Annotated in this window: 24 protein-coding genes; 17 read left to right on the plus strand and 7 right to left on the minus strand. The window is 69.6% G+C overall.

The genetic code is table 11. The features are described 5' to 3' along the window. The first annotated feature begins 161 nt into the window (after positions 1-161). From AC07Q9_RS18925 to AC07Q9_RS18940, 4 genes are all read left to right on the plus strand, one after another. Entirely contained in the window at positions 162-608 is a 447-nt protein-coding gene (locus AC07Q9_RS18925; protein ID WP_495269922.1) for a hypothetical protein, read from the plus strand. Further along, entirely contained in the window at positions 605-1,405 is an 801-nt protein-coding gene (locus AC07Q9_RS18930) for a DUF2145 domain-containing protein (RefSeq protein WP_495311257.1), read from the plus strand. Before AC07Q9_RS18925 ends, AC07Q9_RS18930 begins: the two co-directional genes overlap by 4 nt. A gap of 35 nt (positions 1,406-1,440) precedes the next feature. Further along, entirely contained in the window at positions 1,441-2,550 is a 1,110-nt protein-coding gene (locus tag AC07Q9_RS18935) for a serine endopeptidase (protein ID WP_369645583.1), read from the plus strand. Positions 2,551-2,641: 91 nt separating this feature from the next. After that, positions 2,642-3,019, plus strand: coding sequence for a DUF3597 domain-containing protein (locus tag AC07Q9_RS18940; protein ID WP_070063202.1), 378 nt, complete (start codon positions 2,642-2,644; stop codon positions 3,017-3,019). Positions 3,020-3,090: 71 nt separating this feature from the next. Here AC07Q9_RS18940 and AC07Q9_RS18945 read toward each other — a convergent pair whose 3' ends face one another. Further along, positions 3,091-3,873, minus strand: coding sequence for an SDR family NAD(P)-dependent oxidoreductase (locus tag AC07Q9_RS18945; protein ID WP_495311259.1), 783 nt, complete (start codon positions 3,871-3,873; stop codon positions 3,091-3,093). 135 nt (positions 3,874-4,008) lie between these two features. Between AC07Q9_RS18945 and AC07Q9_RS18950 the strand changes: the two genes are divergently transcribed. Next, a complete protein-coding gene (locus AC07Q9_RS18950) occupies positions 4,009-4,389 on the plus strand; it encodes a hypothetical protein (RefSeq protein WP_495311261.1) in 381 nt (126 codons plus the stop codon). Here the strand turns inward: AC07Q9_RS18950 and tgt are convergent. Together tgt and queA are read right to left on the minus strand one after the other, a co-directional pair. Further along, positions 4,386-5,558: a tRNA guanosine(34) transglycosylase Tgt gene (tgt, locus tag AC07Q9_RS18955; protein ID WP_495272730.1), complete on the minus strand. Its 1,173-nt coding sequence runs from the start codon at positions 5,556-5,558 to the stop codon at positions 4,386-4,388. The two genes, AC07Q9_RS18950 and tgt, sit on opposite strands and share 4 nt — an antisense overlap. A gap of 8 nt (positions 5,559-5,566) precedes the next feature. Next, complete coding sequence (gene queA / locus AC07Q9_RS18960; protein ID WP_495311263.1) at positions 5,567-6,610, minus strand: tRNA preQ1(34) S-adenosylmethionine ribosyltransferase-isomerase QueA; 1,044 nt, start codon at positions 6,608-6,610, stop codon at positions 5,567-5,569. Positions 6,611-6,736: 126 nt separating this feature from the next. Here queA and AC07Q9_RS18965 point away from each other — a divergent pair, with 126 nt between their 5' ends. The 3 genes from AC07Q9_RS18965 to recG are packed head-to-tail and all read left to right on the plus strand — an operon-like array spanning position 6,737 to position 11,021. After that, entirely contained in the window at positions 6,737-7,414 is a 678-nt protein-coding gene (locus AC07Q9_RS18965) for a DUF4166 domain-containing protein (protein WP_492698328.1), read from the plus strand. Then, positions 7,411-8,901, plus strand: coding sequence for a TIGR01777 family oxidoreductase (locus tag AC07Q9_RS18970; RefSeq protein WP_495311266.1), 1,491 nt, complete (start codon positions 7,411-7,413; stop codon positions 8,899-8,901). The genes AC07Q9_RS18965 and AC07Q9_RS18970 overlap by 4 nt, the downstream gene beginning before the upstream one ends. Before the next feature lie 11 nt (positions 8,902-8,912). Continuing rightward, a complete protein-coding gene (recG, locus tag AC07Q9_RS18975) occupies positions 8,913-11,021 on the plus strand; it encodes an ATP-dependent DNA helicase RecG (RefSeq protein ID WP_495311268.1) in 2,109 nt (702 codons plus the stop codon). Here recG and serB read toward each other — a convergent pair. Both serB and AC07Q9_RS18985 read right to left on the minus strand, forming a co-directional pair. Then, entirely contained in the window at positions 11,011-11,697 is a 687-nt protein-coding gene (serB, locus tag AC07Q9_RS18980) for a phosphoserine phosphatase SerB (RefSeq protein WP_495311273.1), read from the minus strand. The genes recG and serB overlap by 11 nt on opposite strands. Further along, entirely contained in the window at positions 11,694-12,602 is a 909-nt protein-coding gene (locus AC07Q9_RS18985; RefSeq protein ID WP_354348088.1) for a LysR substrate-binding domain-containing protein, read from the minus strand. The genes serB and AC07Q9_RS18985 overlap by 4 nt, the downstream gene beginning before the upstream one ends. 198 nt (positions 12,603-12,800) lie before the next feature. On the opposite strand from AC07Q9_RS18985, the gene AC07Q9_RS18990 reads away from it, so the two are divergent. From AC07Q9_RS18990 to AC07Q9_RS19005, 4 genes are read left to right on the plus strand one after another with little or no spacing between them, the layout of a single operon-like run. After that, positions 12,801-13,871: an ABC transporter ATP-binding protein gene (locus AC07Q9_RS18990; protein ID WP_493195097.1), complete on the plus strand. Its 1,071-nt coding sequence runs from the start codon at positions 12,801-12,803 to the stop codon at positions 13,869-13,871. Positions 13,872-13,886: 15 nt separating this feature from the next. Then, on the plus strand, positions 13,887-15,533 hold the full coding sequence (locus tag AC07Q9_RS18995; protein ID WP_062477436.1) for an ABC transporter permease: 1,647 nt from the start codon (positions 13,887-13,889) through the stop codon (positions 15,531-15,533). Positions 15,534-15,565: 32 nt separating this feature from the next. After that, positions 15,566-16,546: an ABC transporter substrate-binding protein gene (locus AC07Q9_RS19000; protein ID WP_495311277.1), complete on the plus strand. Its 981-nt coding sequence runs from the start codon at positions 15,566-15,568 to the stop codon at positions 16,544-16,546. Next, positions 16,519-17,961, plus strand: a complete 1,443-nt coding sequence (locus AC07Q9_RS19005; RefSeq protein ID WP_495311279.1) for an L-serine ammonia-lyase — start codon at positions 16,519-16,521, stop codon at positions 17,959-17,961. Before AC07Q9_RS19000 ends, AC07Q9_RS19005 begins: the two co-directional genes overlap by 28 nt. Before the next feature lie 18 nt (positions 17,962-17,979). On the opposite strand, the gene AC07Q9_RS19010 is transcribed toward AC07Q9_RS19005, so the two are convergent. Continuing rightward, positions 17,980-18,609, minus strand: coding sequence for a LysE family translocator (locus AC07Q9_RS19010; protein WP_495311280.1), 630 nt, complete (start codon positions 18,607-18,609; stop codon positions 17,980-17,982). An 87-nt stretch (positions 18,610-18,696) separates the two neighbouring features. Beyond that, positions 18,697-19,392, minus strand: a complete 696-nt coding sequence (locus tag AC07Q9_RS19015; RefSeq protein ID WP_260685246.1) for a GntR family transcriptional regulator — start codon at positions 19,390-19,392, stop codon at positions 18,697-18,699. 284 nt (positions 19,393-19,676) lie between these two features. Between AC07Q9_RS19015 and AC07Q9_RS19020 the strand changes: the two genes are divergently transcribed. Genes AC07Q9_RS19020 through AC07Q9_RS19040 form a run of 5 tightly spaced genes read left to right on the plus strand, consistent with a single transcriptional unit; the run spans position 19,677 to position 24,468 of the window. Continuing rightward, positions 19,677-20,417, plus strand: coding sequence for a DUF969 domain-containing protein (locus AC07Q9_RS19020; RefSeq protein WP_062477421.1), 741 nt, complete (start codon positions 19,677-19,679; stop codon positions 20,415-20,417). Positions 20,418-20,422: 5 nt separating this feature from the next. Then, positions 20,423-21,379 (plus strand): DUF979 domain-containing protein, encoded by a 957-nt coding sequence (locus AC07Q9_RS19025; RefSeq protein WP_492683832.1) that lies wholly within the window; start codon positions 20,423-20,425, stop codon positions 21,377-21,379. A 10-nt stretch (positions 21,380-21,389) separates the two neighbouring features. Further along, positions 21,390-22,067, plus strand: a complete 678-nt coding sequence (gene pcp / locus AC07Q9_RS19030) for a pyroglutamyl-peptidase I (RefSeq protein WP_495311282.1) — start codon at positions 21,390-21,392, stop codon at positions 22,065-22,067. Between the two features lie 35 nt (positions 22,068-22,102). Then, positions 22,103-22,873 (plus strand): LamB/YcsF family protein, encoded by a 771-nt coding sequence (locus AC07Q9_RS19035; protein ID WP_495311284.1) that lies wholly within the window; start codon positions 22,103-22,105, stop codon positions 22,871-22,873. Between the two features lie 8 nt (positions 22,874-22,881). Continuing rightward, positions 22,882-24,468 carry a 5-oxoprolinase subunit B/C family protein gene (locus AC07Q9_RS19040; protein WP_495311425.1) on the plus strand — a complete coding sequence of 529 codons (1,587 nt, stop codon included), beginning with the start codon at positions 22,882-22,884 and terminating at the stop codon, positions 24,466-24,468. The last annotated feature ends 3 nt before the right edge of the window (positions 24,469-24,471 follow it).

A 24,471-nucleotide genomic window follows, 5' to 3' on the forward strand; every position in this document is an offset into this window, starting at 1 on the left:
GCAACTGGTCGAAGTATTCGAGCCTCCGGGCGTGAAGGCGAACCATCATTCGCTCACCTTCACTGCGCCGCGAGGCCTTCATGCAACCCCTCTCATCCTCCACCGTTTCGATCCTCCAGCGTGGCCTGCCGGCTTCGCGCAGGACTGCCCTGGCGCGGTCGATGGCCGCCCTGGCCTTCGCCGCCTGCGCCGCGTTCGCGGGTGTCGCGACGCCGCTGCCCGCACGGGCGCAGAGCGAGGCCTCGGCCGCGCTGTCGCTGCTGCCCGTGGCCTCGGTCGTCGGTGCCGCGTCGGTCGTCGGTGCGTCGGCCACCGCGGTGGTCGCCGTGCCCGCGGCGCTGTCGGTGGGCGGCTCGGTGCTCACCGTGATCGCGGTCGAGGCCTCGGTCGACGGCACCGTCTACCTGCTCGAACGCGCCTCGGACGGCGCCCGCGCCAGCGTCAAGGTGATGGGGCGCGCCACCCGCGGCGTGTCGGTGGTCGCCGGCACGGCCGTGGTCGTGAGCGTGATCGGCACGGGCGTCGTGCTCTCGGCCGCCGGTGAGGTGCTGGCCTTCGTGCCCAACGCGGTCGGCCGCGCACTGCTCCACAACGAAAGACTGTCGTGAAACCCGCCCTGCGCCCCGCGCTGCTGCTGGCGTTCGCCGTCGCAGCGGTGCTGCCCGTGCAGGCGAACGCCGGCCGCTCGTGCGAACAGGTCAGGCCGACGCCGGCGCTGATCGTCAAGGGCATGCAGCTGGCCGAGCGCACCTCGCAGCAGCTCGATGCGAGCGGCGCGCGCGTGGTCATCCTGGCGCGCGCCGGACAGGACCTGAGCAAGTACGGCCTGCGCTATTCGCACCTGGGCATCGCCTACAAGACCGACGAGGGCCCGTGGCGCGTGGTGCACAAGCTCAACCACTGCGGCACCGCGGTGGCCGCGGTCTACCGGCAGGGGCTGGGCGAGTTCTTCCTCGACGACCTGTGGCGCTACGAGGCCGCCTGGTCCGTGCCCACGCCCGCGGTGCAGGCCCAGCTGATGGCCGCGCTGCGCGAGCCCGATGCGCGCCTCGTGCGCCTGAACGTGGCGCCCTACAGCATCGTGAGCTACGCCTGGGGCCAGAAGTACCAGCAGTCGAACCAGTGGGCCCTCGAAACCCTGGCCGCCGCGATGGAGCCCGCCACCATCGGCACCCGCGCGCAGGCGCAGGCCTGGCTGCAGTTCAAGGGCTACGAGCCCACCACGCTGACCCTCGGCCCGCTGACCCGCCTGGGCGGGCGCGTGGGCTCGGCCAACATCGCGTTCGACGATCATCCGAACGAGAAGCGGTTTTCGGACCGCATCGAGACCGTGACCGTCGACTCGGTGTTCACCTGGCTGCCACGCGCGGGGCTGGGTGCGGCGCCAGTCACACTCAAGCTCTGAGCGAAACGAAGAAAAGAAAGAAAGAAGGAACGACCATGAGCAAATCCCTGCGCCTGTCCGAGAAGTGGTTCCGCCGCGGCCTCTGGCTGGTGGCATTCGTGTTCGCCAGCTTCCTGATCGGGCTGGGCAGCACGATCGTGGGCGACCTGCCGCAGGTCGAGCGCGTGCGCGTGCTCGACGACTTCATCGACAAGCCCGCGGCCGAGCCGCTGCGCGCCACCATCAAGGCCTCGGAGGCCGCCGAGCTGCAGGCCGCGCGCGACCTCGACCAGGCGCAGCTGCAGCTCAACACCGCGCAGCAGGCCAGCGCCAACGCGCGCGAGACCTTCGGCAACTGGATCGCCACGCGCCGCGCCACCGCGCAGCCCGACCAGGACACCGAGCTCATCGCGCGCACCAAGGCGCTCGACGCCTTCAAGCAGAAGGAAGACGCGGCGCAGCGCAAGGCCGACGCCCAGCGCCAGATCGCGCTCGACGCGCGCCAGGCCGAGCAGCGTGCGCGCGCGGCATTGGGCGTGCTGGAGCACGACGCGCAGCAGCGCCTGGACGCCGAGTACCGCCGCGTCGAACTGCGCGTGTTCGGCTACCGGCTCGCGCTGACCCTGCCGCTGCTGCTGGTGGCCGGCTGGCTGTTCGTGAAGAAGCGCAAGAGCACCTACTGGCCCTTCGTGTGGGGCTTCATCTTCTTTGCGCTGTTTGCCTTCTTCGTCGAGCTGGTGCCCTACCTGCCGAGCTACGGCGGCTACGTGCGCTACGTGGTGGGCATCGTGCTCACCGTGCTGGTGGGGCGCTATGCCATCGTGGCGCTCAACCGCTACCTGGCGCGCCAGAAGCTCGCCGAGCAGCAGCCCGACCAGGTGCGCCGCGAAGAGCTGAGCTACGACACCGCACTGGCCCGCCTGGCCAAGAGCGTGTGCCCCGGCTGCGAGCGGCCGGTCGACCTGAAGAACAACGAGATCGACTTCTGCCCGCACTGCGGCATCGGCCTGTTCGACCACTGCGGCCACTGCAGCACGCGCAAGAGCGCGTTCTCCAAGTTCTGCCATGCCTGCGGTACCTCGGCCGCTGCGCAGGCGCCGCATACACCTGTGACCGGCACTGCGCAATCGGTCACGCCGGGCGCACCGGTTCAGCCGGCCACGTAGCGAAAGCGCCGCACGGTCGTGCTACAACCCCGGGCTGCGTCACGCAACGCCGTGCCGCGGGTTTTCCCATTCACATTGACGGAGCACACCCATGAGCATTTTCGGCAAGATTTTTTCCAAGATTTTCCCGTCGGCCAACGCCGCTGAAGTCGTCGCCGCACCGCCGGCGGCTGCACCCGGCGCACCGGCCGTTGCCGCACCGCCGCCCGCGATCCCGCTGGGCGACGTGCCCGCCGTCCTGGACGCAATGCCGGGTGCCGCCGGCCTGAACTGGCGCACCTCGATCGTCGACCTGCTCAAGTTGCTGGGCCTGGACAGCAGCCTCGCCGCGCGCAAGGAACTGGCCAGCGAAATCCTCTACAGCAACGGCGAACCGGGTTCGGCCGAATGGAACATCGGCCTGCACAAGCAGGTGATGAGCCGCATCGCCGCCAATGGCGGCACGCTGCCGGCCGAACTGCGCGACTGATCGTCCCGCCACCCACGCAGCAAAAAGCCCGGCATGCCGGGCTTTTTCTTTGGGGCGACGGTTGATGCGCTTCAGGTCCAGCCTGCGTCCACCACGTAGTCCTGCGCGGTGCACATGCGCGAGTCGTCGGCCGCGAGGAACAGCGCCATCGCGGCGATGTCTTCCGCCATCACGCGGCCCGGCAGGCACTGCGCCGCATCGATCTCCGCGCCCGATTCGGGCTTCACCCACAGCTTGATCTGCCGCTCGGTCATCACCCAGCCCGGCATGATCGTGTTGACCCGGATGTTCTGCTTGCCCAGGTCGCGCGCCAGCGAGCGCGTGAGGCCGGTCACGCCCGCCTTGCAGGCCTGGTAGACCGGGTAGCCGCGGCCCTTCATGAGCCAGCTGATCGAGCCGAAGTTGACGATCGAGCCGCCGCCCAGCGCGCGCATGTCGTCGGCCACGGCCTGCGCGGCAAAGAACTGGTGCTTGATGTTGACGGCCACGAGGCGGTCGAAGTCGTCGCTGGTCACGTCGGCCATCTCGTGGCGGCGGTCGTTGGCCGCGTTGTTCAGCAGCACCGACACCGGCCCGAAGCGCTGGCGCACCGCGTCGATGGCGGCGGCGAGCGCGGCCGTGTCGGTCACGTCGCAGGGCACGAACAGCGCGGGGTGCGCGCCCTGCAGCTGCGCGGTGAGCGCGCTGCCGGCGGCGGTGTCGAGGTCGCAGAAGCCGACCTTCGCGCCTTGGGCATGAAAGGCCCGCACCAGCGATTCGCCGATGCCGCTGGCGCCGCCCGAGATGAACACGGTGCGGCCGGCCAGCGAGGGGTAGCGGGCGGTATAGGCCGTGGGTGGGGAGGCGTTGGTCATGAGGGTGAGGACAACCGCAGTGAGGACAGGGCAAGCGTACCGGATGACGGCGTCCCTGGTGCCGGCCGGGCCTCCACCCGGCGTATGGCTTCCGGCCTGTGGGCAGGGCGCCGTGGCAGGCATACGCTTCGGCCCATGAGCTCCTTCAACCGCCGCTTCGTCCTCTGCCTCGCGCTCCTTCCGGCCGCCTTCGCGGCGCGGCACGTCCGCGCACAGGCGCAGGCATCGGCGCCCGTGCTGCTCTTCAAGGTGGTCTCGCCGCGCGACGACATCGTGGTGGGCATCGAGGCGGCCCAGCTGGGCGCCGGCACGGCGCCGCCCGTGCAGCGGCTGGCCGCCATGCTGGCCGAGAAGGGTCAGCTCACGCTCTGGCAGTACGCCTCGCACAAGGACGCGAGCGGGGCCCTGGTGCAGGCGCCGCTCAAGCAGGTCGTGATTTTCAAGAACGAGCTGCTGCGCATCGAACCCTACGCGACGCCGCTGGCCATCCAGCCCCCGGGCGCCGCGAAGTCCTAGACGCCGCGTGCGCGGTCGGCCTTGAACTGCGCGCGGAATTCCGTGAACGTGCCCGCGTCGAGCGCCGCGCGGATCTCCGTCATCAGGTTCAGGTAGTAGTGCAGGTTGTGGATCGTGCACAGCATCGGGCCGAGCATTTCGCCGCAGCGGTCCAGGTGATGCAGGTAGGCGCGGCTGAAGCCTTCGCGCCCGCCGTCGTTCCAGCTCACGCCCGAGGTGCCCGCGCAGGCATGGCAGGTGCAGCTCGGGTCGACCGGCTGTGGGTCGCTCTTGTGGCGCGCGTTGCGCATCTTCAGGTCGCCGAAGCGCGTGAACATCGTGCCGTTGCGCGCATTGCGCGTGGGCATCACGCAGTCGAACATGTCCACGCCGTCGGCCACGCCCTGCACCAGGTCCTCGGGCGTGCCCACGCCCATCAGGTAGCGCGGCTTGTTCGCCGGCAGCCGGTGCGGCGTGTGGCCCATGATGTGCAGCATCTCTTCCTTGGGCTCGCCGACGCTCACGCCGCCGATGGCGTAGCCGGGGAAGTCCATGTCGACCAGCGCCGCCAGCGACTCTTCGCGCAGGTTCTCGAACATGCCGCCCTGCACGATGCCGAACAGCGCGTTGGGGTTCTCGAGCCGCGCGAATTCGCTCTGGCAGCGCTTGGCCCAGCGCAGGCTCAGTTCCATCGAGACGCGCGCCTCGGCCTCGGTCGTGATGTGGCCCTTGGTGTCGTAGGGCGTGCACTCGTCGAACTGCATCACGATGTCGCTGTTCAGGATGGTCTGGATCTGCATCGAGACCTCGGGCGTGAGGAACAGCTTGTCGCCGTTGACGGGCGACGCGAACTTCACGCCCTCTTCGCTGATCTTGCGCATCGCGCCCAGCGACCACACCTGGAAGCCGCCCGAGTCGGTGAGGATGGGCTTGTCCCATTTCTCGAACTGGTGCAGCCCGCCGAAGCTCGCCATCACGTCCAGCCCCGGGCGCATCCACAGGTGGAAGGTGTTGCCCAGGATGATCTGCGCGCCCATCTCCTCGAGGCTGCGCGGCATCACGCCCTTGACGGTGCCGTACGTGCCCACGGGCATGAAGATCGGCGTCTGGACCTTGCCGTGGTTGAGCGTGAGCGTCGCGCGGCGCGCGTGGCTGTCGGGGTCGGTCTTGAGGAGTTCGAAGTTCAGCATGATGTCGTTCAGTCCTGGGTGCGTGCGAGCAGCATGGCATCGCCGTAGCTGAAGAAGCGGTAGCCGTTGGCGATGGCGTGGGCATACAGCGCCATCACGCGCTCGTAGCCCGCGAAGGCCGAGACCAGCATCATCAGCGTGCTCTTGGGCAAATGGAAGTTGGTCACCAGCACGTCGACGTGTTCGAAGGCGAAGCCCGGCGTGATGAAGATGCGCGTGTCGCCCGTGGCCTCGCCGCTTTTTGCCCACGACTCGAGCGTGCGCACGGTGGTCGTGCCCACCGCGACCACGCGCCCGCCGCGTGCCTTGCATTCGGCAATGGCGCGCTGCGTGGCCTCGGGCACTTCGTAGCGCTCGGCGTGCATCGTGTGCTCGGCGATGTTCTCGGTCTTCACCGGCTGGAAGGTGCCGGCGCCCACGTGCAGCGTGACGTTGGCGCGCTGCACGCCGCGCGCTTCGAGCTCGGCCAGCAGGCCTTCGTCGAAGTGCAATGCGGCCGTGGGCGCGGCCACCGCGCCGGGCACGCGCGCGAACACGGTCTGGTAGCGGCTCTCGTCGTCGGCCGAGTCGGTGTGCGTGATGTAGGGCGGCAGCGGCACGTGGCCGCAGCGCTGCATCAGCGCGTACGGGTCTTCGCCCGCGTCGCTCTCGAAGCCGAAGCGGAACAGCGCGCCGTCTTCCTCGGGCCAGCGGCCCAGCAGCGTGGCGCGGAAGCCGCCGACCATCTCGAGCGTGGTGCCCACGGGCGGCTTCTTGCTGACCTTCATGTGCGCCACGACCTCGTGGCCCTGCAGCACGCGCTCGACCAGCAGTTCGAGCTTGCCGCCGGTCGGCTTCTCGCCGAACAGGCGCGCCTTGACCACGCGCGTGTCGTTGAAGACCAGGAGGTCGCCCGCGCGCAGCAGCGAGGGCAGGTCCTTGAAGATGCGGTCGGCCGGGGCGTTGCCTGTGCCGTCGAGCAGACGGGAGGCGGTGCGTTCGGTGGCCGGGTGTTGTGCCACCAGCTCGGGCGGAAGATCGAAATCGAAATCGGAAAGCGTGAAGGCGCGCATGGTGCTTGAGGGCCGGACGGGCCCGTGCCAAGGAGGCATGGGAAAGAGAAAAAGGCGGAGAGCGGCGATTGTCCCATGGCCCGGAATCACGGGCGCCGCTGGGGGTTGCCGAGGCAGAATCGACGCATGGTCGATTCTTCCGTTGCGCGCGTCACGCCGTCCCCAGCCCCTCCTTCCGAAGGCGAGCTCTTCAAGAAGATCCTGGGCGGCGCCTGGATGGGCCTGCACCCCGACATCCGCCGGCGCTTCGACAAGAACCCCCTGCCGGGCAAGGCGCTGCACTACCTGGGCGCGCTCAGCGAGCTGCGCTGCTCGCGCTTCGGCAAGCTGCTGGGGCACCTCACGCAGCCGATGATCCAGGGCGCGCTGATCCCCTACAGCGACAGCCACTTCCCGGTCGAGATCCAGGTCTACGCCCGGCCCGACGACCCGGCCATCTACAAGCAGCGCATCTACCGCCTGCACGGGCGCCCACCGATCCAGTTCACCAGCTTCATGCGCGAGAGCGAGCGCGGCGAGGTGCTGGAGTACGTGGGCATGGGGCTGGGCATGAAGCTGGTGCTGAGCGTGGAGCCCAGCGGCAGCCTGCATTTCCAGAGCGACGGCTATTTCTGGGAGGTGTTCGGCTGGCGCATTCCACTGCCGGGCCTGTTCACGCCGGGCAAGACTTTTCTCTGGCACCACAACGAGACGCCCGAGCGCTTCAACATCCGCATCGAGATCCGCCACTGCCTCATGGGCACCACCTTCACGCAGGTCGGCGTGTTCGAGGAAGTGCCGGAGCCGCAGGCGGTGTCCGCATGATCGACACGCACCTGCTGGCCCTGCAGCTCATGGCGGCGCAAGGCGCGCTGGGCGCCTTCGACACGCTCTACCACCACGAAGGCACCGAGGCGCTGCCGCGCCGCGGCACGGCAGGGCGCGAGCTGGCGATCCACGCCACGCGCTCGTCGATCTACTGCGCGCTGTTCCTCGGCCTGTCGGCATGGGCCTGGCATGGCGCGTGGGCGTGGCTGCTGCTCGTGGTGTTCGGCGTCGAGATCGTGCTCACGCTGTGGGACTTCGTGGTCGAAGACGGCAGCCGGCTGCTGCCGCCCACCGAGCGCGTGACGCACACGGTGCTGGCCATCAACGCCGGCGCGTTCATCGCGTTGCTGGCGATGAGCGCGGTCGGCTGGGCAGGCCAACCGACGGCGATGGTGTGGCAGCCGCACGGCTGGCTCAGCGCCTTCCTGGCGTTGTGCGGCGTGGGTGTCGGTATCTCGGGGCTGCGCGACGGCTTTGCGGCGCGCGCCCTGTTCAAGCAGCAGAAGCAGGCGCAGGTGCGCGCCGTCGAAGCCCCGGTGCGCTTCGGCACGACACCGCAGCAGGTGCTGGTGACGGGCGGCACCGGCTTCATCGGCCAGATCCTCGTGCGCCACCTGCTGGCCGACGGCCATGCGGTGACGGTGTGGACGCGCGACGCGCGCGGCGCCGCCTGGGGCTTCGGCGGCGCGGTGCGCTGCGTGCAAGCGCTCGACCAGATTCCCGCCGCGGACGCCATCGACGTGGTCGTCAACCTCGCGGGCGCGCGCATCCTCGGCCAGCGCTGGAGCGCGCGGCGCCAGCGGCAGCTGCTGCAAAGCCGCGAAGGCCTGACGCAGCAGCTCGTCGCCTGGATCGCCACGCGCCCGCGCAAGCCGTGGCTGCTGCTCTCGGGCTCGGCCATCGGCTACTACGGCGTGCAGCCGCAGGGCGACGCCACCGAACTCGCCGAAGACGCGCCGCCGCAGGACATCTTCATGTCGACGCTGTGCCAGCGCTGGGAGCGCGCCGCGCACGCGGCCGTGGCGCACGGCGTTCGCGTGGCCTGCCTGCGCTTCGGTTTCGTGCTGGGCCACCAGGGGTCGCTGCCGCAGCTGCTGATGCCGGTGCAACTGGGCATGGGCGGGCGCCTGGGCAGCGGGCGGCAGTGGCTGTCGTGGGTGCATGTGCACGACCTGATCCGCGCCATCGCGCATGTGTGGACCGTGACCGAGCCTGCCACCGACCCTGTCGACGCGCAGGCCTTCAACGTCACCGCACCGGGTGCGCTGAGTCAGGAGGCCTTCACCCGCGTCGCCGCCGGCGTGCTGCACCGCCCCTGCTGGATGCCCACGCCCGCCGCGCCCGTGAAACTGCTGCTCGGCGAGCAGGCCGACCTGCTGCTCGAAGGCCAGCGCGTGGTGCCGGCGCAGCTGCTGCGCACCGGCTTCCAGTTCATGTTCCCCGATGCCCGCAGCGCCTTGACGGACCTTTGCCGTCCACGCTAGAAGCCTTGTCCGTGCCCGCCAAGAAAGATCCGACTCCCCCCGCCGCGCCGGCGTCACCGCCCGGCACCGGCCTGAGCCTCGTGCAGCGCGCGCTGCGCAAGCTCGGCCTCGTGCGCGACATCGACTTCGCGCTCTACCTGCCGATGCGCTACGAGGACGAGACCCGCATCGTGCGCCTGGCCGACACGCGCGACGGCGACATGGCGCAGGTCGAGGGCGTGGTCACCGAATGCGAGGTGGTGTATCGCCCGCGCCGCCAGCTCATCGCCACCATCGACGACGGCTCCGACACCTGCCAGCTGCGCTTCTTCAACTTCTATCCGTCGCAGCAGAAGCAACTGGCGGTGGGCGCCAAGGTGCGCGTGCGCGGCGAGATGCGCGGCGGTTTCGTGGGGCGGCAGATCATGCACCCGACCGTCAAGGCGGCGGGCACCGCGCTGCCCAATGCGCTCACGCCCGTGTACTCGACCGTGGCCGGGCTCGCACAGCCGGTGCTGCGGCGCGAGGTGCGCTCGGGCCTGGCGCGCGCGCTGCTCGACGAGACGATTCCGGTGCAGATCGGCCTGCGCGGCGCGTGGGACCTGCGCAGCGCGCTGAGCTTCCTGCACTACCCGACGCCCGACGTGTCGATCGCCGCGCTCGAAGACCACAGCCACCCGGCGTGGCAGCGCATCAAGGCCGAGGAACTGCTGGCGCAGCAGCTCTCGCAGCTGCAGGCGCGGCTGGAGCGCGCGGCGCAGCGTGCGCCGGTGCTGCCTGCGGCCACCGACGCGGCGGCGAGCTCACTGCATGCGCAGTTGCTCGCCGTGCTGCCCTTCGGCCTCACCGGCGCGCAGCAGCGCGTGGGCGAGGAGATCACGGCCGACCTGCACCGCCAGATCCCGATGCATCGCCTGCTGCAGGGCGACGTGGGCTCGGGCAAGACCGTGGTCGCGGCGCTGGCCGCGGCGCGCTGCATCGACGCGGGTTTCCAGTGCGCGCTGATGGCGCCCACCGAAATCCTCGCGGCCCAGCACTTCGGCAAGCTGGTCGGCTGGCTCGATCCGCTGCTGGCCGAGCGCGGCCTGCGCGTGGCCTGGCTCACGGGCAGCCAGAAGAAGAAGGAGCGCGACGAGATGTCGGCTGCCGTCGAAAGCGGCGAGGCGGCGCTGGTCATCGGCACGCATGCGGTCATCTCGGAGAAGGTGCGCTTCAAGAAGCTCGCTCTGGCCATCATCGACGAGCAGCACCGCTTCGGCGTCGCGCAGCGTCTTGCATTGCGCGGCAAGGCTGGCGGCGACCTCGAACCGCACCTGCTGATGATGAGCGCCACGCCCATCCCGCGCACGCTCGCGATGAGCTACTACGCCGACCTCGACGTCTCCACGCTCGACGAGCTGCCGCCGGGTCGCACGCCCATCGTCACCAAGCTGGTGGCCGACCACCGGCGCGACGAAGTCATCGACCGCATCCAGGCGCAGATTTCGCAGGGCCGGCAGGTCTACTGGGTCTGCCCGCTGATCGAGGAGAGCGAGGCGGTCGACCTGCGCAACGCCACCGAGACGCGCGACGAACTCGCCGGCACGTTGGGCGAGCACATCCAGGTCGGCCTGCTGCATTCACGCATGCCCACGGCCGAGAAGCAGGCGGTGATGGCCGCCTTCACCGCCAACGAAATCCAGGTGCTGGTGAGCACCACGGTGATCGAGGTGGGCGTGGACGTGCCCAACGCCTCGCTGATGGTGATCGAGCATGCCGAGCGCTTCGGCCTCTCGCAGCTGCACCAGCTGCGCGGGCGCGTGGGGCGCGGCGCGGCGGCCTCGGCCTGCGTGCTGCTCTATGCGCCGGGCGACAGCGGCCGCGTGGGCGAGGCGGCGCGTGCGCGGCTCAAGGCCATGGCCGAGACCGGCGACGGCTTCGAGATCGCGCGGCGCGACCTCGAGATTCGCGGGCCCGGCGAGTTCCTGGGCGCGCGCCAGTCGGGCGCGCCGCTGCTGCGTTTTGCCGACCTCGCGACCGACACGCTGCTGCTCGACTGGGCGCGCGAGCTCGCGCCGGTGATGCTGCAGAAGCACCCCGAGCTGGCGCAGCGCCACATCGACCGCTGGCTCGGCACCAAGGCCGAGTACCTCAAGGCCTGAGCAGATCGAGCAGCCGGTCGAGCCTGCCCTCGTCGATCGCCAGCATGGCGGCCTCGCGCACCAGGGGCTTGGCGTGGTAGGCCACCGACAGCCCGGCCACGCGCATCATCGGCAGGTCGTTCGCGCCGTCGCCCACGGCGATGGCCCGGGCCGGCGATATGCCCATCGCGCGGCAGCATTCGAGCAGCTTGTCCTTCTTGGCCTCGCCGTCGCAGATGTCGCCCCAGGGCTGGGGCAGCATGCGCCCGGTGAGCCGGCCGTCTTCGATCTCCAGCACGTTGGAGCGCGTGTCGTCCAGCTTCAATCGATCGCGCAGCCGGTCGGTGAAGAAGGTGAAGCCGCCGCTCAGCAGCACCACGCGCAGGCCGGCCTGCTTGCACGCGGCGATCAGCGTCTCGGCGCCGGGGTTCAGGTGCAGGCGCTGGTCGTACACGGCCTGCAGCGCCGACAGCGGCACGCCGCGCAGCAGGGCCACGCGCCGGCGCAGGCTGTCCTTGTAGTCGGTGATCTCGCCGCGCATCGTGGCCTCGGTGATCGCCGCGACCTCGGGGCCGCAGCCCGCGATGTCGGCGATCTCGTCGACCGTCTCGATGTCGATCAGCGTCGAGTCCATGTCGAAGGCGATCAGCTTGAAGTCCGACAGCCGCAGGGAAGGAAGAGTGAGCGTGGTGGTCATGGGGTGGGGCTTCCCGCGTTCCAGTGCTGCGTGCCGAGCCAGTCGACGAACTGCCGTGCCAGCGCGGCCACCGGCCCTTCGGTGCGGTACAGCGCGTAGACGCCCGAGGCCGGCAGGCGCGGCTCGGGAAACACCAGGCGCAGCCGGTCGGCGCGGATGTCTTCCTCGAGCAGGCACCAGGGCGCCAGCGCGAGCCCCAGGTCGTTCATGGCGGCCTGCATGCAAAGAAACTGATGGTCGAACACGGGGCCCGGCAGCTGGGGCGGCACGCGCACGCCGGCCAGCTCGAACCAGCGCGGCCAGTTCTCCAGCTCGCCGGCGGCCTGCAGCAGCGGGTGGCCCAGGCAGTCGGCCATGCTGGCGATGCGGTGGCGTTCGATGAAGCGCGGCGACGCCACGGCCACGAGGTGGTCGTCCAGGCAGCGCACGCAGGTGTGGTCGGGGCGCTGCATGGGAATGCGGCGGATCAGCACGTCGCTGCCGGCCTCGGCCTGGTCGAAGAACTGCCGGCCCAGGGTCGACAGCTGCACGTCGGTCTGCGGCGCCAGGGCCTGGAAGCCGGCCAGCCGCGGGATGAGCCACTTCATCGCCAGCGAAGGCGTGGTGCACACGCGCAGGCTGGCGCGCTGGTGGGGCGACTTCAGCGCGGCCGTGGCGCTGGCGATGCGGTCCAGGCTGGCCTGCACCTCGGCGAAGTAGTCGCGCGCATGCGGCAGCAGCGTCGCGCCGCGGGCCTCGCGCGCGAACAGCGGCTGGCCCAGGTAGTCCTCCAGCAGGCGGATCTGCTGGCTGACGGCGCTGTGCGTGATGCTGAGTTCGTCGGCGGCCGCGGTGAAGTTGGCATGGCGCGCCGCCGCTTCGAAGGCGCGCAGCGCCTTCAAAGGGGGGAGGCGTCGGGTCACCACATGCGTACCTTGGCGAGCGGGCTTGTCTTCCTCATGTTCTTTTCGTGTTCGGTTGCGTGCCGCCCGGGGTTGGAGGCCGGCGCGCATCGTAGACCGGGAAGCCTGCAGAAAAACTAACCGGCCGCCTTAAAAAATACGGCTGGTGGCACGCAGGGGGCGCACCTAGCATCGCGCTTCCTTCCACCCTGAACAAGAGACATGGCTTCCATCACCATCGACAACGTCGTGAAGCAGTTCGCCAACCAGACGGTGCTGCAGAACCTGTCGCTGCATGTGCCCGATGGCGCCTTCTACACCCTGCTGGGCCCCAGCGGCTGCGGCAAGACGACCCTGCTGCGCTGCATCGCGGGCTTCAACGAGCCCGACGGCGGGCGCATCCTGTTCGACAAGGACGACGTGACGCGCGTGTCCACCCACCACCGCGACATCGGCATGGTGTTCCAGGACTACGCGCTGTTCCCCGACAAGACGGCCTTCGACAACGTGGCCTACGGCCTGCGCGCGCGCAAGGTGCCCAAGGCCGAGATCGCCCGGCGCGTCAACGAGGCGCTGGACAAGGTGAGCCTGCTCGCACTGGCCGACCGCTACCCCGCGCAGATGAGCGGCGGCCAGCGCCAGCGCGTGGCGCTGGCGCGCGCGCTGGTGATCCGCCCGCGCGTGCTGCTGATGGACGAGCCGCTGTCCAACCTCGACGCCAAGATGCGCCTGCAGATGCGCGACGTGATCCTGGACCTCGTGCGCGAAGCCGGCATCACCACCGTGTTCGTCACGCACGACCAGGAAGAGGCGCTGGCCATGTCCGACCGCATCGCCATCATGGACCGCGGCAGCATCGCGCAGCTGGGCACGCCCGAAGAGCTGTACGGCACGCCGGTGAACGCCTACGTGGCGGACTTCATCGGCTCGGCCAACGTGATCCCGGTGCCGGCCGAGTCCGCCGGCGGGGCCGCGTCGCACGTGCGCTACCAGCTGTGCGGCCAGCAGCTCGACGGCATGCAGGGCGGCGCCGCGCTGGGCGCGCAGGGCATCCTCATCGCGCGGCCCGAGGCGCTGTCGCTGATGGCGCCCGCGCCCCACGTGCCCAACGCCATCGCGGGCGAGGTGCTGCGCCGCCAGTACCTGGGCTTCAAGACCGCCTACCGCATCCGGCTGCACGACCAGTCGGAGATCCGCGTCGAGCTGCACGCCGGCAACATGGTGGCCGACTTCCAGGCCGGCGATGCGGTGCAGGTGCTGGTGCCGGCCGACAGCCGCGTCGTCGCCGCCTGAACGGACACGCACGCCATGAAAATCAACTGGTGGCCCTGGGGTTTCCTGACCCTGCTCAGCCTCGTGCTGCTGCTGTTCTTCGTGTTCTACCCGCTGGGCACGCTGTTCGTGAACAGCGTGCGCGACGAGTCGGGCGCGTTCTCGCTGTCCGGCTTCATCACCTTGCTGCAGGACAGCGAATACCTGCTCGCGTTCCGCAACACGCTGGTGCTCGGCGTGTCGGTCACGGCCTGCACCGTGGCCGTGGGCGTGCCCTTCGCGTACATGGTGGCGCGCTACGACTTCCCGCTGAAGAACCTGGTGGCGGTGCTGCCGATCATGACCATCGTGATCCCCGAGATCATCGTCGGCCAGTCGTGGCTGCTGCTGCTGGGCAACAACGGACTGGTGACCAACCTGCTCGCGGGCGCGGGCATCACGCTGCCGACCTTCTACGGCTGGACCGGCATGGTGTTCTCCATGACGCTGGTCTACTACACCTACATCTACCTGGGCGTGCTGGCCGCGCTGCGCGGCTTCGACGGCCAGCTCGAAGAGGCCGGCCTGAGCCTGGGCACCTCGCCGCTGGTGACCAAGCTGCGCGTGCTGGTGCCGGTGATCCTGCCTGCGGTGCTGGTCAATGCGCTGGTGGTGTTCACGCTGGTGGTGGGCAACTTCGCGCTGTCGGTGGTGCTGGGCAGCAGCGTGCCGCTGCTGTCGGTCATGACGTACAACGCCTTCGTCGGCGAGATGGGCGGCAGCCCCACGCTGCAAAGCGCGATGTCGGTGGTGTCCATCGGCATCGTGGCCATCGTGCTGTTCTTCCAGAAGCGCGTGGTCGAACGCAAGATCTACACGATGACGCAGGGCCGCGCGCCCGCCGTGGTGCGCGTGCGCTCGGGCGCGGCGGTGTTCTACACGCTCAGCGTGGGCGTGATCATCGTGCTGTCGATGCTGCCGCTGCTCATCGTCTTCGTGGGCGCTTTCACCGAGACCAGCGGGCCCGTGATGCGCTGGGGCCAGTGGTCGCTGTCCAGCCTGGAGCGTGCGCTGCGCGGTGCGCCCGAGCCGATCATCAACTCGCTGAAGTTCGCGTCGATGGCGACGGTGGTGGGCGTGGCTTTTGCCGTGCTCGTGAGCTACCTGACGATCAAGAAGCGCAACCCCTTCACGCAGCTGCTGGACTACATCGTGGTGCTGCCGCTGACCATCTCGGGCACGGTGCTGGGCATTGCGCTGGTGCAGACCTTCAACACCGGCTGGCTGGTGCTGGCGGGCACCTCGGGGATCATGGTGCTGTGCTACACGGTGCGCCGCCTGCCCTTCGCGGTGCGCAATGCGTCGTCGACGCTGTTCAACATCTCGGACTCCATCGAAGAGGCCTCGATCAGCCTGGGCGTGTCGCCGCTGAAGACCTTCTTCAAGGTGCTGCTGCCGGCCATGAAGGCCTCGATCATCTCGGCCGCCATCCTGATGTGGGTGACCACGATCTCGGAGCTGTCGGCCTCCATCGTGGTCTACACGGGCGGCCTGGAGACCATGCCGATCGCCATCTTCCGCCAGGTCGACGGCGGGCGCCTGGGCCTGGCCTCGGCCTACGGCGCGGCGCTGGTCAGCGTGATCCTGTTGCCCATCGTGGTGGCGATCAAGGTGTTCCGCATCAACCTGTTCTCCAGCAAATGACCCACCCATTCACTTCAACCTGCGAGGTTTTCATGTCCTTCAAGTCCCTGGCGAAATGCGCGTTCGCGACCCTGGCCTTCACGGCGGGCGTCGCGGGTGCGCAGACGGTGGTGCTCTATTCGTCCAACAACACCGAGACCGTCGAGACCGCGCTGGCCGTGGTCAAGAAGAAGACGCCCGGGCTCACGGTGCAGCAGGTCACGGGCGGCACCGGCACGCTGATGAAGCGCATCCAGGCCGAAGCCAAGAACCCGCGCGGCGACGTGCTGTGGAGCGGCGGCTTCGGCACGCTGGGCGCCTACAAGGACCAGATGGCGCCCTACAAGTCGCCCGACCTCGCGGCCGTGCCCGCGGCCTTTCGCGGCCCGAACGACCTGTGGGTCGGCACCAACGTGCACGTGATGGTGATGATGGTCAACGAGCGCCAGCTCAAGGGCATGCCCGCGCCCAAGACCTGGTCGGACCTGATGCGCCCCGAGTGGAAGGGCAAGTTCGCCATCACCGACCCGAGCAAGAGCGCCACCGCCTACATGCTGGTGTACGGCCTGCTCAAGCAGTTCGGCCGCGACGGCCTGGGCAAGCTGGCGGCCAACGCGGTCGTCACCGCGTCGTCGGGCAGCACCTACAAGGGCGTGGCCGCCGGCGAGTACCCGGTGGGCCTGACCATCGAGTACGCGGCGCAGGAGTACGTGGCGGGCGGCCAGAAGGAGATCAAGCTGGTGTACCCGACCGAGGGCAGCTACCTGGCGCCCGAAGGCATGTTCATCTTGAAGGGTGCGAAGAACATGGACGCCGCCGTTGCGCTCTACAACGGCCTGCTGAGCAAGGAGACGCAGCAGGAGCTGCTGGTGAAGAACTTCCGCCGTCCGGTGCGCAGCGACATCGCGGTGTCCAAGCTCACCTCGCTGCCCGACCTGAGCGCCATCAAGGTCTTCCCGCTCGACCAGGAAGCGGCCTCGGCGGAGTACGAACAGCTCGTGGCGCTGTGGAACCTGGCGGTGAAGGCGCGGTGACGGGCCCGGCGAAGGCGCCTTCGACGCCGGTCAGCGCCTTCGATCTGTTCAAGATCGGCATCGGCCCCTCGAGCTCGCACACGGTCGGGCCGATGATCGCGGCGCGGCAGTTCGCCTGCCTGCTGCAATCTCAAGGCCTGCTGCCGCAGGTGGCCGCGCTGGTGACGCAGCTGTACGGCTCGCTGAGCGCCACCGGCCGCGGCCACGGCACCGACCGCGCCGTGCTGCTCGGGCTCGCAGGCTACCGGCCGGATCGGATCGATCCCGACACCATCGAGCCCGCCATCGCGGCCATCCGGCGCGAGCGGCGGCTGCACCTGCTCGGCACGCACGCCGTGGCGTTCGACGAGAAGGCGCATCTGCTCTTCCTGCGCAAGAGCCTGCCCGGGCACCCGAACGGCCTGCGCTTCATCGCGCTGGATGCACAGGGGCAGACCCTGGCCGAGGCCGACTACTTTTCAGTGGGCGGCGGCTTCGTCGTCGACGCGCAAGGCGAGAGCGTGCGCAACGAAGCCGGCGTGCAGCGCCCCGCGCCGGCCGCCTTGCCCTTCGCCTTCGACACCGGCGTGGAACTGCTCGCGCAATGCCGGGCGCAGGGCCTGTCGATCGCCGCGCTGATGATGGCCAACGAAACGCAATGGCGACCGCAGGCCGAGGTGCGATCGGAATTGCTGCAGGTGTGGGACGCGATGGCCGGCGCCGTGCGCCGCGGCTGCGCAAGCACCGGCACCTTGCCCGGGCGCATGCAGGTGCGGCGGCGCGCGGCCGACCTGTTTGGGCAGCTGCAGGGCAATGGCACGGCGCAGGCCGCGCCCGACCCGCTCGCGGCGATGGACTGGGTCAACCTGTACGCCATGGCCGTCAACGAAGAGAACGCGGCCGGCGGGCGCGTGGTCACCGCGCCCACCAACGGCGCGGCGGGCGTGATCCCGGCGGTGCTGCATTACCACCAGCGCTTCTTTCCCGGCGCGGGCGACGAGGCGGTGGTCGAGTTTTTGCTCACCGCGGCGGCCATCGGCATCCTCTACAAGAAGAACGGCTCGCTCTCGGGCGCCGAGGTCGGCTGCCAGGGCGAGGTCGGCGTGGCCTGCTCGATGGCGGCGGGCGCGCTCGCCGCGGTGATGGGCGGCACGCCCGGCCAGGTCGAGAACGCCGCCGAGATCGGCATGGAGCACAACCTGGGCATGACCTGCGACCCGGTCAGCGGGCTGGTTCAGATCCCGTGCATCGAGCGCAACGCGATGGGCGCGGTGAAGGCCATCAATGCGGCGCGCATGGCCCTGCGCGGCGACGGCTCGCACTTCGTGTCGCTGGACAAGGTCATCCAGACCATGATGCAGACCGGCGCGGACATGAAGACCAAGTACAAGGAAACCTCGCGCGGCGGCCTCGCCGTGAACATCGTCGAGTGCTGACCGCCGCGCGGTCGCGGCTCAGCCCGCCGGCCGGCGCGTGAACGCGAGGATCAGCCCGAAGCCGACCATCATGCTGCCGCTCACGCGGTTGAACCAGCGCATCGCGCGGCTGCCGTTGGCCAGCCGGCGCATGCGCGCGCCGAGCAGTGCATAGAGCGCGATCGCGACCAGCTCGAACACCAGGAAGGTCACGCCCAGCAGCACGTAGCTGGAGGCGTACGCGCCGGGCACCACGAACTGCGGGAAGAAGGCGGTGAACACCAGGATGGCTTTCGGGTTGCCGGCCGCCACCGTGAACTCCTGGCGCACCAGCGCGCGCATCGACGGCGGCGCAACCTCGTGCGCCTGCATCTGCGCAGTCGGTACCGGCGCGCGCAGCAGCCGGATGCCGATCCACACCAGGTACGCGGCGCCGATGTACTTGATGACGTCGAAGGCCAGCTCCGACGCCACCAGCACCGCGCCCATGCCCAGGCCCGCGATGGCGATCATGACCGCGAAGGCCACGAGCCGGCCGCTCGCCGCGATCACTGCGGGAGACACGCCGTGCTTGGCGCCGTTGGTGACCGACAGCAGGTTGTTGGGGCCGAACGCCATGTTGATGGCGAAGCAGGCGGGCAGGAACAGCAGGTAGGCGGACAGGGTCATGGCGCATCCGGCGGTGGGTGTGGCGGGGTGGTCATTATTTCAGCACCTTGCCCCGCGCAGGTGCACCGATGCGAAGCCGCGAGCGGCCTATTCCACGTCCGTCATCTGCCGCGCGTAGACGGCCAGCACGATGCGCTCGGAGTGGATCAGGTAGTCGTTCAGCGCCGCCGAGCCCTCGGCGAACTTGCCGGCCTCGATGAGCTCGAGCAGCTTCGTGTTCATGTCCACGTAGGGCGCGTGCAGGAACTCCGGGTCTTTCAGCAGCCCGAAGGCCAGCCGCAGCTCGACCAGGATGTGGGCGAACAGCACGTTGAGCCGCTCGCTGTCGGCCAGCTCGACGATGCCCTTGTGGAACTCCATGTTGGCCGTGCCCACGCCGAGCCAGTCGCCGGCGTCGCGGCACTTCAGCGCCATCTCGACCGCCTCGCGCATGTGCTTCTTGGCGGGGTGGCGCGGGTAGGCCTGCGCCAGCGCCTGGCATTCGATGAGCCGGCGCACGCGGTAGATGTCGATGATCGACGCGATGCTCGGCACTGCCACGAACACGCCGCGGTTCGGCGCGTGCTTGAGCAGGCCTTCCTTGGTCAGCGTGCGGAACACCTCGCGCAGGGTGTTGCGCGAAATCTCCAGGCTGTCGGCCAGCGCGGCCTCCGACAGCCGCTGCCCCGGCGAGAACTCGCCCTTCACGATCTTCTGGCGGATCAGCTCGGCCACGCGGTCGTTGAGCGTGAGCGCGCCGGCGGCCGGCGAGGTGGGGGAAGCAGGGGAATCCAGTCGGGTCATGCCGGTCGGTCGGAGGGGAAAAGAGAGGGGCGCAGCGAGCCTGCGTTGTAACAGACAGCCCCTGTGCCACGCCGCGCCCGTGCACCGAAACGCGCCCGTTTCAGGGTTTCCATGGGGGTATTCAGGCACTGTTGTTGGGCACACTACATGAAATTGTTCAACAACTTGTTTGAAATGAGTGATTCATAAGAAATGAATTGCTCATTCATTGGCATGAGGTTTGCATCAATCGACCGCACCGGTGCCCCTGCGCCGGTGTTTTGCATTGCAACGAAAGACCAACCATGACACCTGAAGTCCCCCTGTGGCCGCTGATCGGCGTGGCCGTGATCATTGCGGGGTTCATCCTGCGCTTCAATCCGATGCTGGTGGTGATCGTCACGGCCATCGTGACGGCGTTCGCCGCCGGCTTCGGCCCGATGGCGATCCTCACGGCCATCGGCACCGGCTTCATCAAGACGCGCAACCTGCCGCTGATCATTCTTCTGCCGCTGGCGGTGATCGGCCTGCTGGAGCGCCACGGCCTGCGCCAGCACGCGCAGAACTGGATCAGCCGCATCAAGTCGGCCACCGCCGGCCGCCTGCTGATCGTCTACCTCGCCGCGCGTGAACTCACGGCGGCCATGGGCCTGACCAGCCTGGGCGGCCATCCGCAGATGGTGCGTCCGCTGCTCGCGCCGATGGCCGAAGGCGCCACCGAGACGCGCTACGGCAAGCTGCCCGACCGCATCCGCCACAAGCTGCGCGCCTACGCCGCGGCCACCGACAACGTGGGCCTGTTCTTCGGCGAAGACATCTTCGTGGCCTTCGGCGCCATCGTGCTCATGACCACCTTCCTGCACGAAGCGGGCATCGACGTCGAGCCGCTGCACATCGCGATGTGGGGCATTCCGACGGCCATTGCCGCTTTCATCATCCACGCCTGGCGCCTGCGCCGGCTCGACCAGGCACTGGCCCGTGAACTGGGCGGCGCTGCAGAGGCCGACGTGCCCGCCACCGCCGTGCCCGCCAAGGAAGGACGCTGAGCATCATGATTCTCTCGATCCAGCACCTGTACCTCCTGGTCGGCTTCATCCTCGCCGTCACGGCCGTGATGACGCTGGCCGACCGCCAGCACCCCAAGCGCTACACCAGCGCGCTCTTCTGGGGCATCTATGCGCTGGTCTTCCTGATCGGCGACAAGCTGCCACCGGCACTGGTCGGCGTCGGCGCGATCGGCATGGCCGTCATTGCCGGCCTGCGCGGCGTCGGCGCGGGCAAGCACCGCGAACCCACGCCCGAGCAGTACCAGGCCAGCGCCACGCGCCTGGGCAACAAGCTGTTCATTCCGGCGCTGGCGATTCCGCTGGTCACCGTGATCGGCACCGTGGGCATGAGCCACATCAAGCTCGGCGGCACGCTGCTGCTCGACCCCAAGAACACCACGCTGGTGAGCCTGGGCATCGGCTGCGTGGTGGCGCTGGCGCTGGCCTGCTGGCTGACGCGCGAGACGCCCGTGCAGGGCATGCGCGAGTCGCGCCGCCTGACCGACGCGCTCGGCTGGGCCGTGGTGCTGCCGCAGATGCTGGGGATGCTGGGCCTGGTGTTCTCCGACGCCGGCGTGGGCAAGGCGGTGGCGCACATCACCACCAGCTACATCAACATGGACATCCGTTTCGTCGCCGTCGCGGTGTACGTGCTGGGCATGGCCCTGTTCACCATCATCATGGGCAACGGCTTCGCGGCCTTCCCGGTGATGACGGGCGGTGTCGGCGTGCCGGTGCTGGTGGGCGTGTACCACGGCGACCCGGCCGTGATGGCGGCCATCGGCATGTTCTCGGGCTACTGCGGCACGCTCATGACGCCGATGGCGGCCAACTTCAACATCGTGCCCGCGGCGCTGCTGGAGCTGCCCGACAAGAACGCGGTGATCAAGGTGCAGATACCGACCGCGGCCGCGCTGCTGGTGGTCAACATCTTCCTGCTGTACTTCCTGATGTTCCGCTGAGGCACCGCGCATGACGATCGCCACCGATGCCAAGGCACGCCGCGTGCTGCTCGCGGGCTTCGAGCCCTTCGAGAACGACCCGGTCAACCCCGCGTGGGAGATCGCCCGCGCGCTCGACGGCTGGAGCTGCGAAGGCGCCGTGGTGCAGGCGGTGCAGCTGCCCTGCGTGTTCGGCCGCGCCATCGACACGCTCGACGCTGCATTGATCGGCCCGCCATTGCAGCTGGTGCTGTGCATCGGCGCGGCGGGCGGGCGCACCGAGATCTCGATGGAGCGCGCCGCGCTGAACATCGACGACGCGCGCATTCCCGACAACGCCGGTCAGCAGCCCATCGACCTGCCCGTGGTCAAGGACGGCCCGGCGGCCTACTTCTCGACGCTGCCGATCAAGGCCATGGTGCGCGACATGCGCGCGGCGGGCCTGCCCGCGGCCGTGTCCAACAGCGCCGGCACCTTCGTGTGCAACCACATCTTCTACGCGCTCATGCACCGGCTCGCGACGCGCCCGGCGCTGGCGCACACGCGCGGCGGCTTCGTCCACGTGCCCTACCTGCCCGAGCAGGCGGCCTCGAAACCCGGCGTGGCGAGCATGGCGCTGGACGCACAGGTGGAGGCCTTCCGCGTGGCGATCCGCACCGCGCTCACCGTGCGCCACGACGTGCGCGAAACCGCCGGCCGGCTGCATTGATTCCTGAGGCGTGCCGTGCACGCTGGAGACCCCCGATGAACATCGACTTGAACAGTGACCTCGGCGAAAGCCTCGGCGTCTGGCGCATGGGCGACGACGCCGCCATGCTCGACATCGTCAGCAGCGCCAACGTGGCCTGCGGCTTCCACGCCGGCGACCCGGCGGGCATCCTGCGCACGCTGCGCCAGGCCAAGGAACGCGGCGTGGCCGTCGGCGCCCACGTGGCCTACCGCGACCTCGTCGGCTTCGGCCGCCGCAACATGGACGTCGACAGCGCCGACCTGCGCGCCGACGTCATCTACCAGATCGGCGCCCTGAAGGGCCTGGCCGCCGCGGCCGGCACCGAGGTGCGCTACGTGAAGCCGCACGGCGCGCTGTACAACACCATCGCGCACGACCAGCGCCAGGCGCGCGATGTGATCGCCGCCCTGCGCGAGATCGACGCCAGCCTCGTGCTCGTCGCGCTCGCAGGCTCGCCGCTCGTGGGCTGGGCCGAGGCCCAGGGCCTGCGCGTGGTGGCCGAGGCCTTTGCCGACCGCGCCTACACGCCGCAGGGCACGCTGGTGTCGCGCCGCGAACCCGGCGCCGTGCTGCACGACGCCCACGACGTGGCCGAGCGCATGCTGCGCCTGGCCAACGAGGGCACCGTCACCGCCATCGACGGCAGCGTGGTGCGCATCCGGGCCGATTCGATCTGCGTGCACGGCGACAGCCCCGGCGCGGTCGAGATGGCGCGCCGCGTGCGCGAACGGCTCGTGCAGGCCGGCGTGACGATCCGCCCCTTCGCCGAGGCCACCCCCGCATGACGACCTCGATGCGCTTTCTTCGCGTCAACCTGAATGCCGTGCTGGTCGAGCTCGACGACCTGGCGCAGACGCTCGCACTACTGGCTTCGCTGCGCGCCGAGCCCCTTGCCGGCATCGGCGAGCTGGTGCCCGCCGCGCGCACCATCCTCATCACCTTCCGCCCCGCCGCGCTGTCGGCGGCTGCGCTGGCACACGCTGTGCGCCAGCGAACGCTCGACGCCCGCGAGACGCGCATCGACAAGCGCATCGAGATTCCCGTGCGCTACGACGGCGAAGACATCGCCGAAGTGGCCGGCCTGCTCGGCATCACGTCCGACGAACTGGTGCGCCGCCACACCGGCAGCGACTACACCGTCGCCTTCACCGGCTTCGCGCCCGGCTTCGCCTACCTGAGCGGCGGCCACCCCAGCCTGAACGTGCCGCGCCGCGCGGTGCCGCGCACCCGCATCCCGGCCGGCGCCGTCGGGCTCGCGGGCAGCTTCAGCGGCGTGTACCCGCAGGCCAGCCCCGGCGGCTGGCAGATCATCGGCGTGACCGACACACCCATGTGGGACCTGTCGCGCGAGACGCCGGCGCTGCTGCAGCCCGGCGATGCGGTGCGCTTTGTCGATGCCTCGTCGTTGAAGGTGGCGTTGCCGGTGGCCGAGCCCGTGGTTGCAACGCCCGCGCCTGCGGCCGTCGAAGGCGGCAGCGCGTTCGAGGTTCGCGCCGCTGGCTTGCAAGCGCTGTGGCAGGACGGTGGCCGTCATGGCCAGGCGCGACAGGGCGTGTCCGCCTCCGGTGCGATGGACCAGCGCTCGCTGCAGGCCGCGAATCGATTGGTCGGCAATGCGTCGGACGTGGCCTGCCTGGAGCTCGCCTACGGCGGCTTCCAGTTCGTCTGCCGCGGCGACGCCGTGATGGCCGTCACCGGCGCCGGCGGCCCGCTCACGCTGGCCCGCGCCGACGGCGCGCAATGGCCGCTGCCGCGTTACCAGCCCGTTGCGCTGGCCGACGGCGACACCGTCACTGTCGGCGAGCCCGTCGCCGGCATCCGCAGCTACCTGGCCGTGCGCGGCGGCTTTGCCGTGGCACCCGTGCTCGGCAGCTGCGCGACCGACACGCTGGCCCGCATCGGCCCGCCCGCCGTGGCGGTGGGCGACGTGCTGCCGGTGCGCGCCGTCGCCACCGGCGCCGTCGTCGGTGCCACCGAAGCACCGCCGACCGACCTGCCCACCGTGCACGAAGAAGTCGTGCTCGACATCGTGCTCGGCCCGCGCACCGACTGGTTCACCACCGACGCCGTCGAGCGCCTGTGCAGCCAGCCGTGGGTGGTGACGCCGCAGTCCAACCGCGTCGGCATCCGCCTGAACGGCGAGCAGCCGCTGGTGCGTGCCAACACCGCCGAGTTGCCCAGCGAGGGCACGGCGCGCGGTTCGATCCAGGTGCCGCCCAGCGGCCAGCCCGTGCTGTTCCTGGCCGACCATCCGCTCACCGGCGGCTACCCCGTGATCGCGTCGGTCGCCACCCATCACCTGGACCGTGCGGGGCAGATCCCCGTGAACGCCCGCGTTCGCTTCCAACCGATGGCCGGCCACGGCCCCATCGAACTTTGATTT

This window comes from Variovorax sp. GW821-FHT09A10 (genome assembly GCF_059418385.1).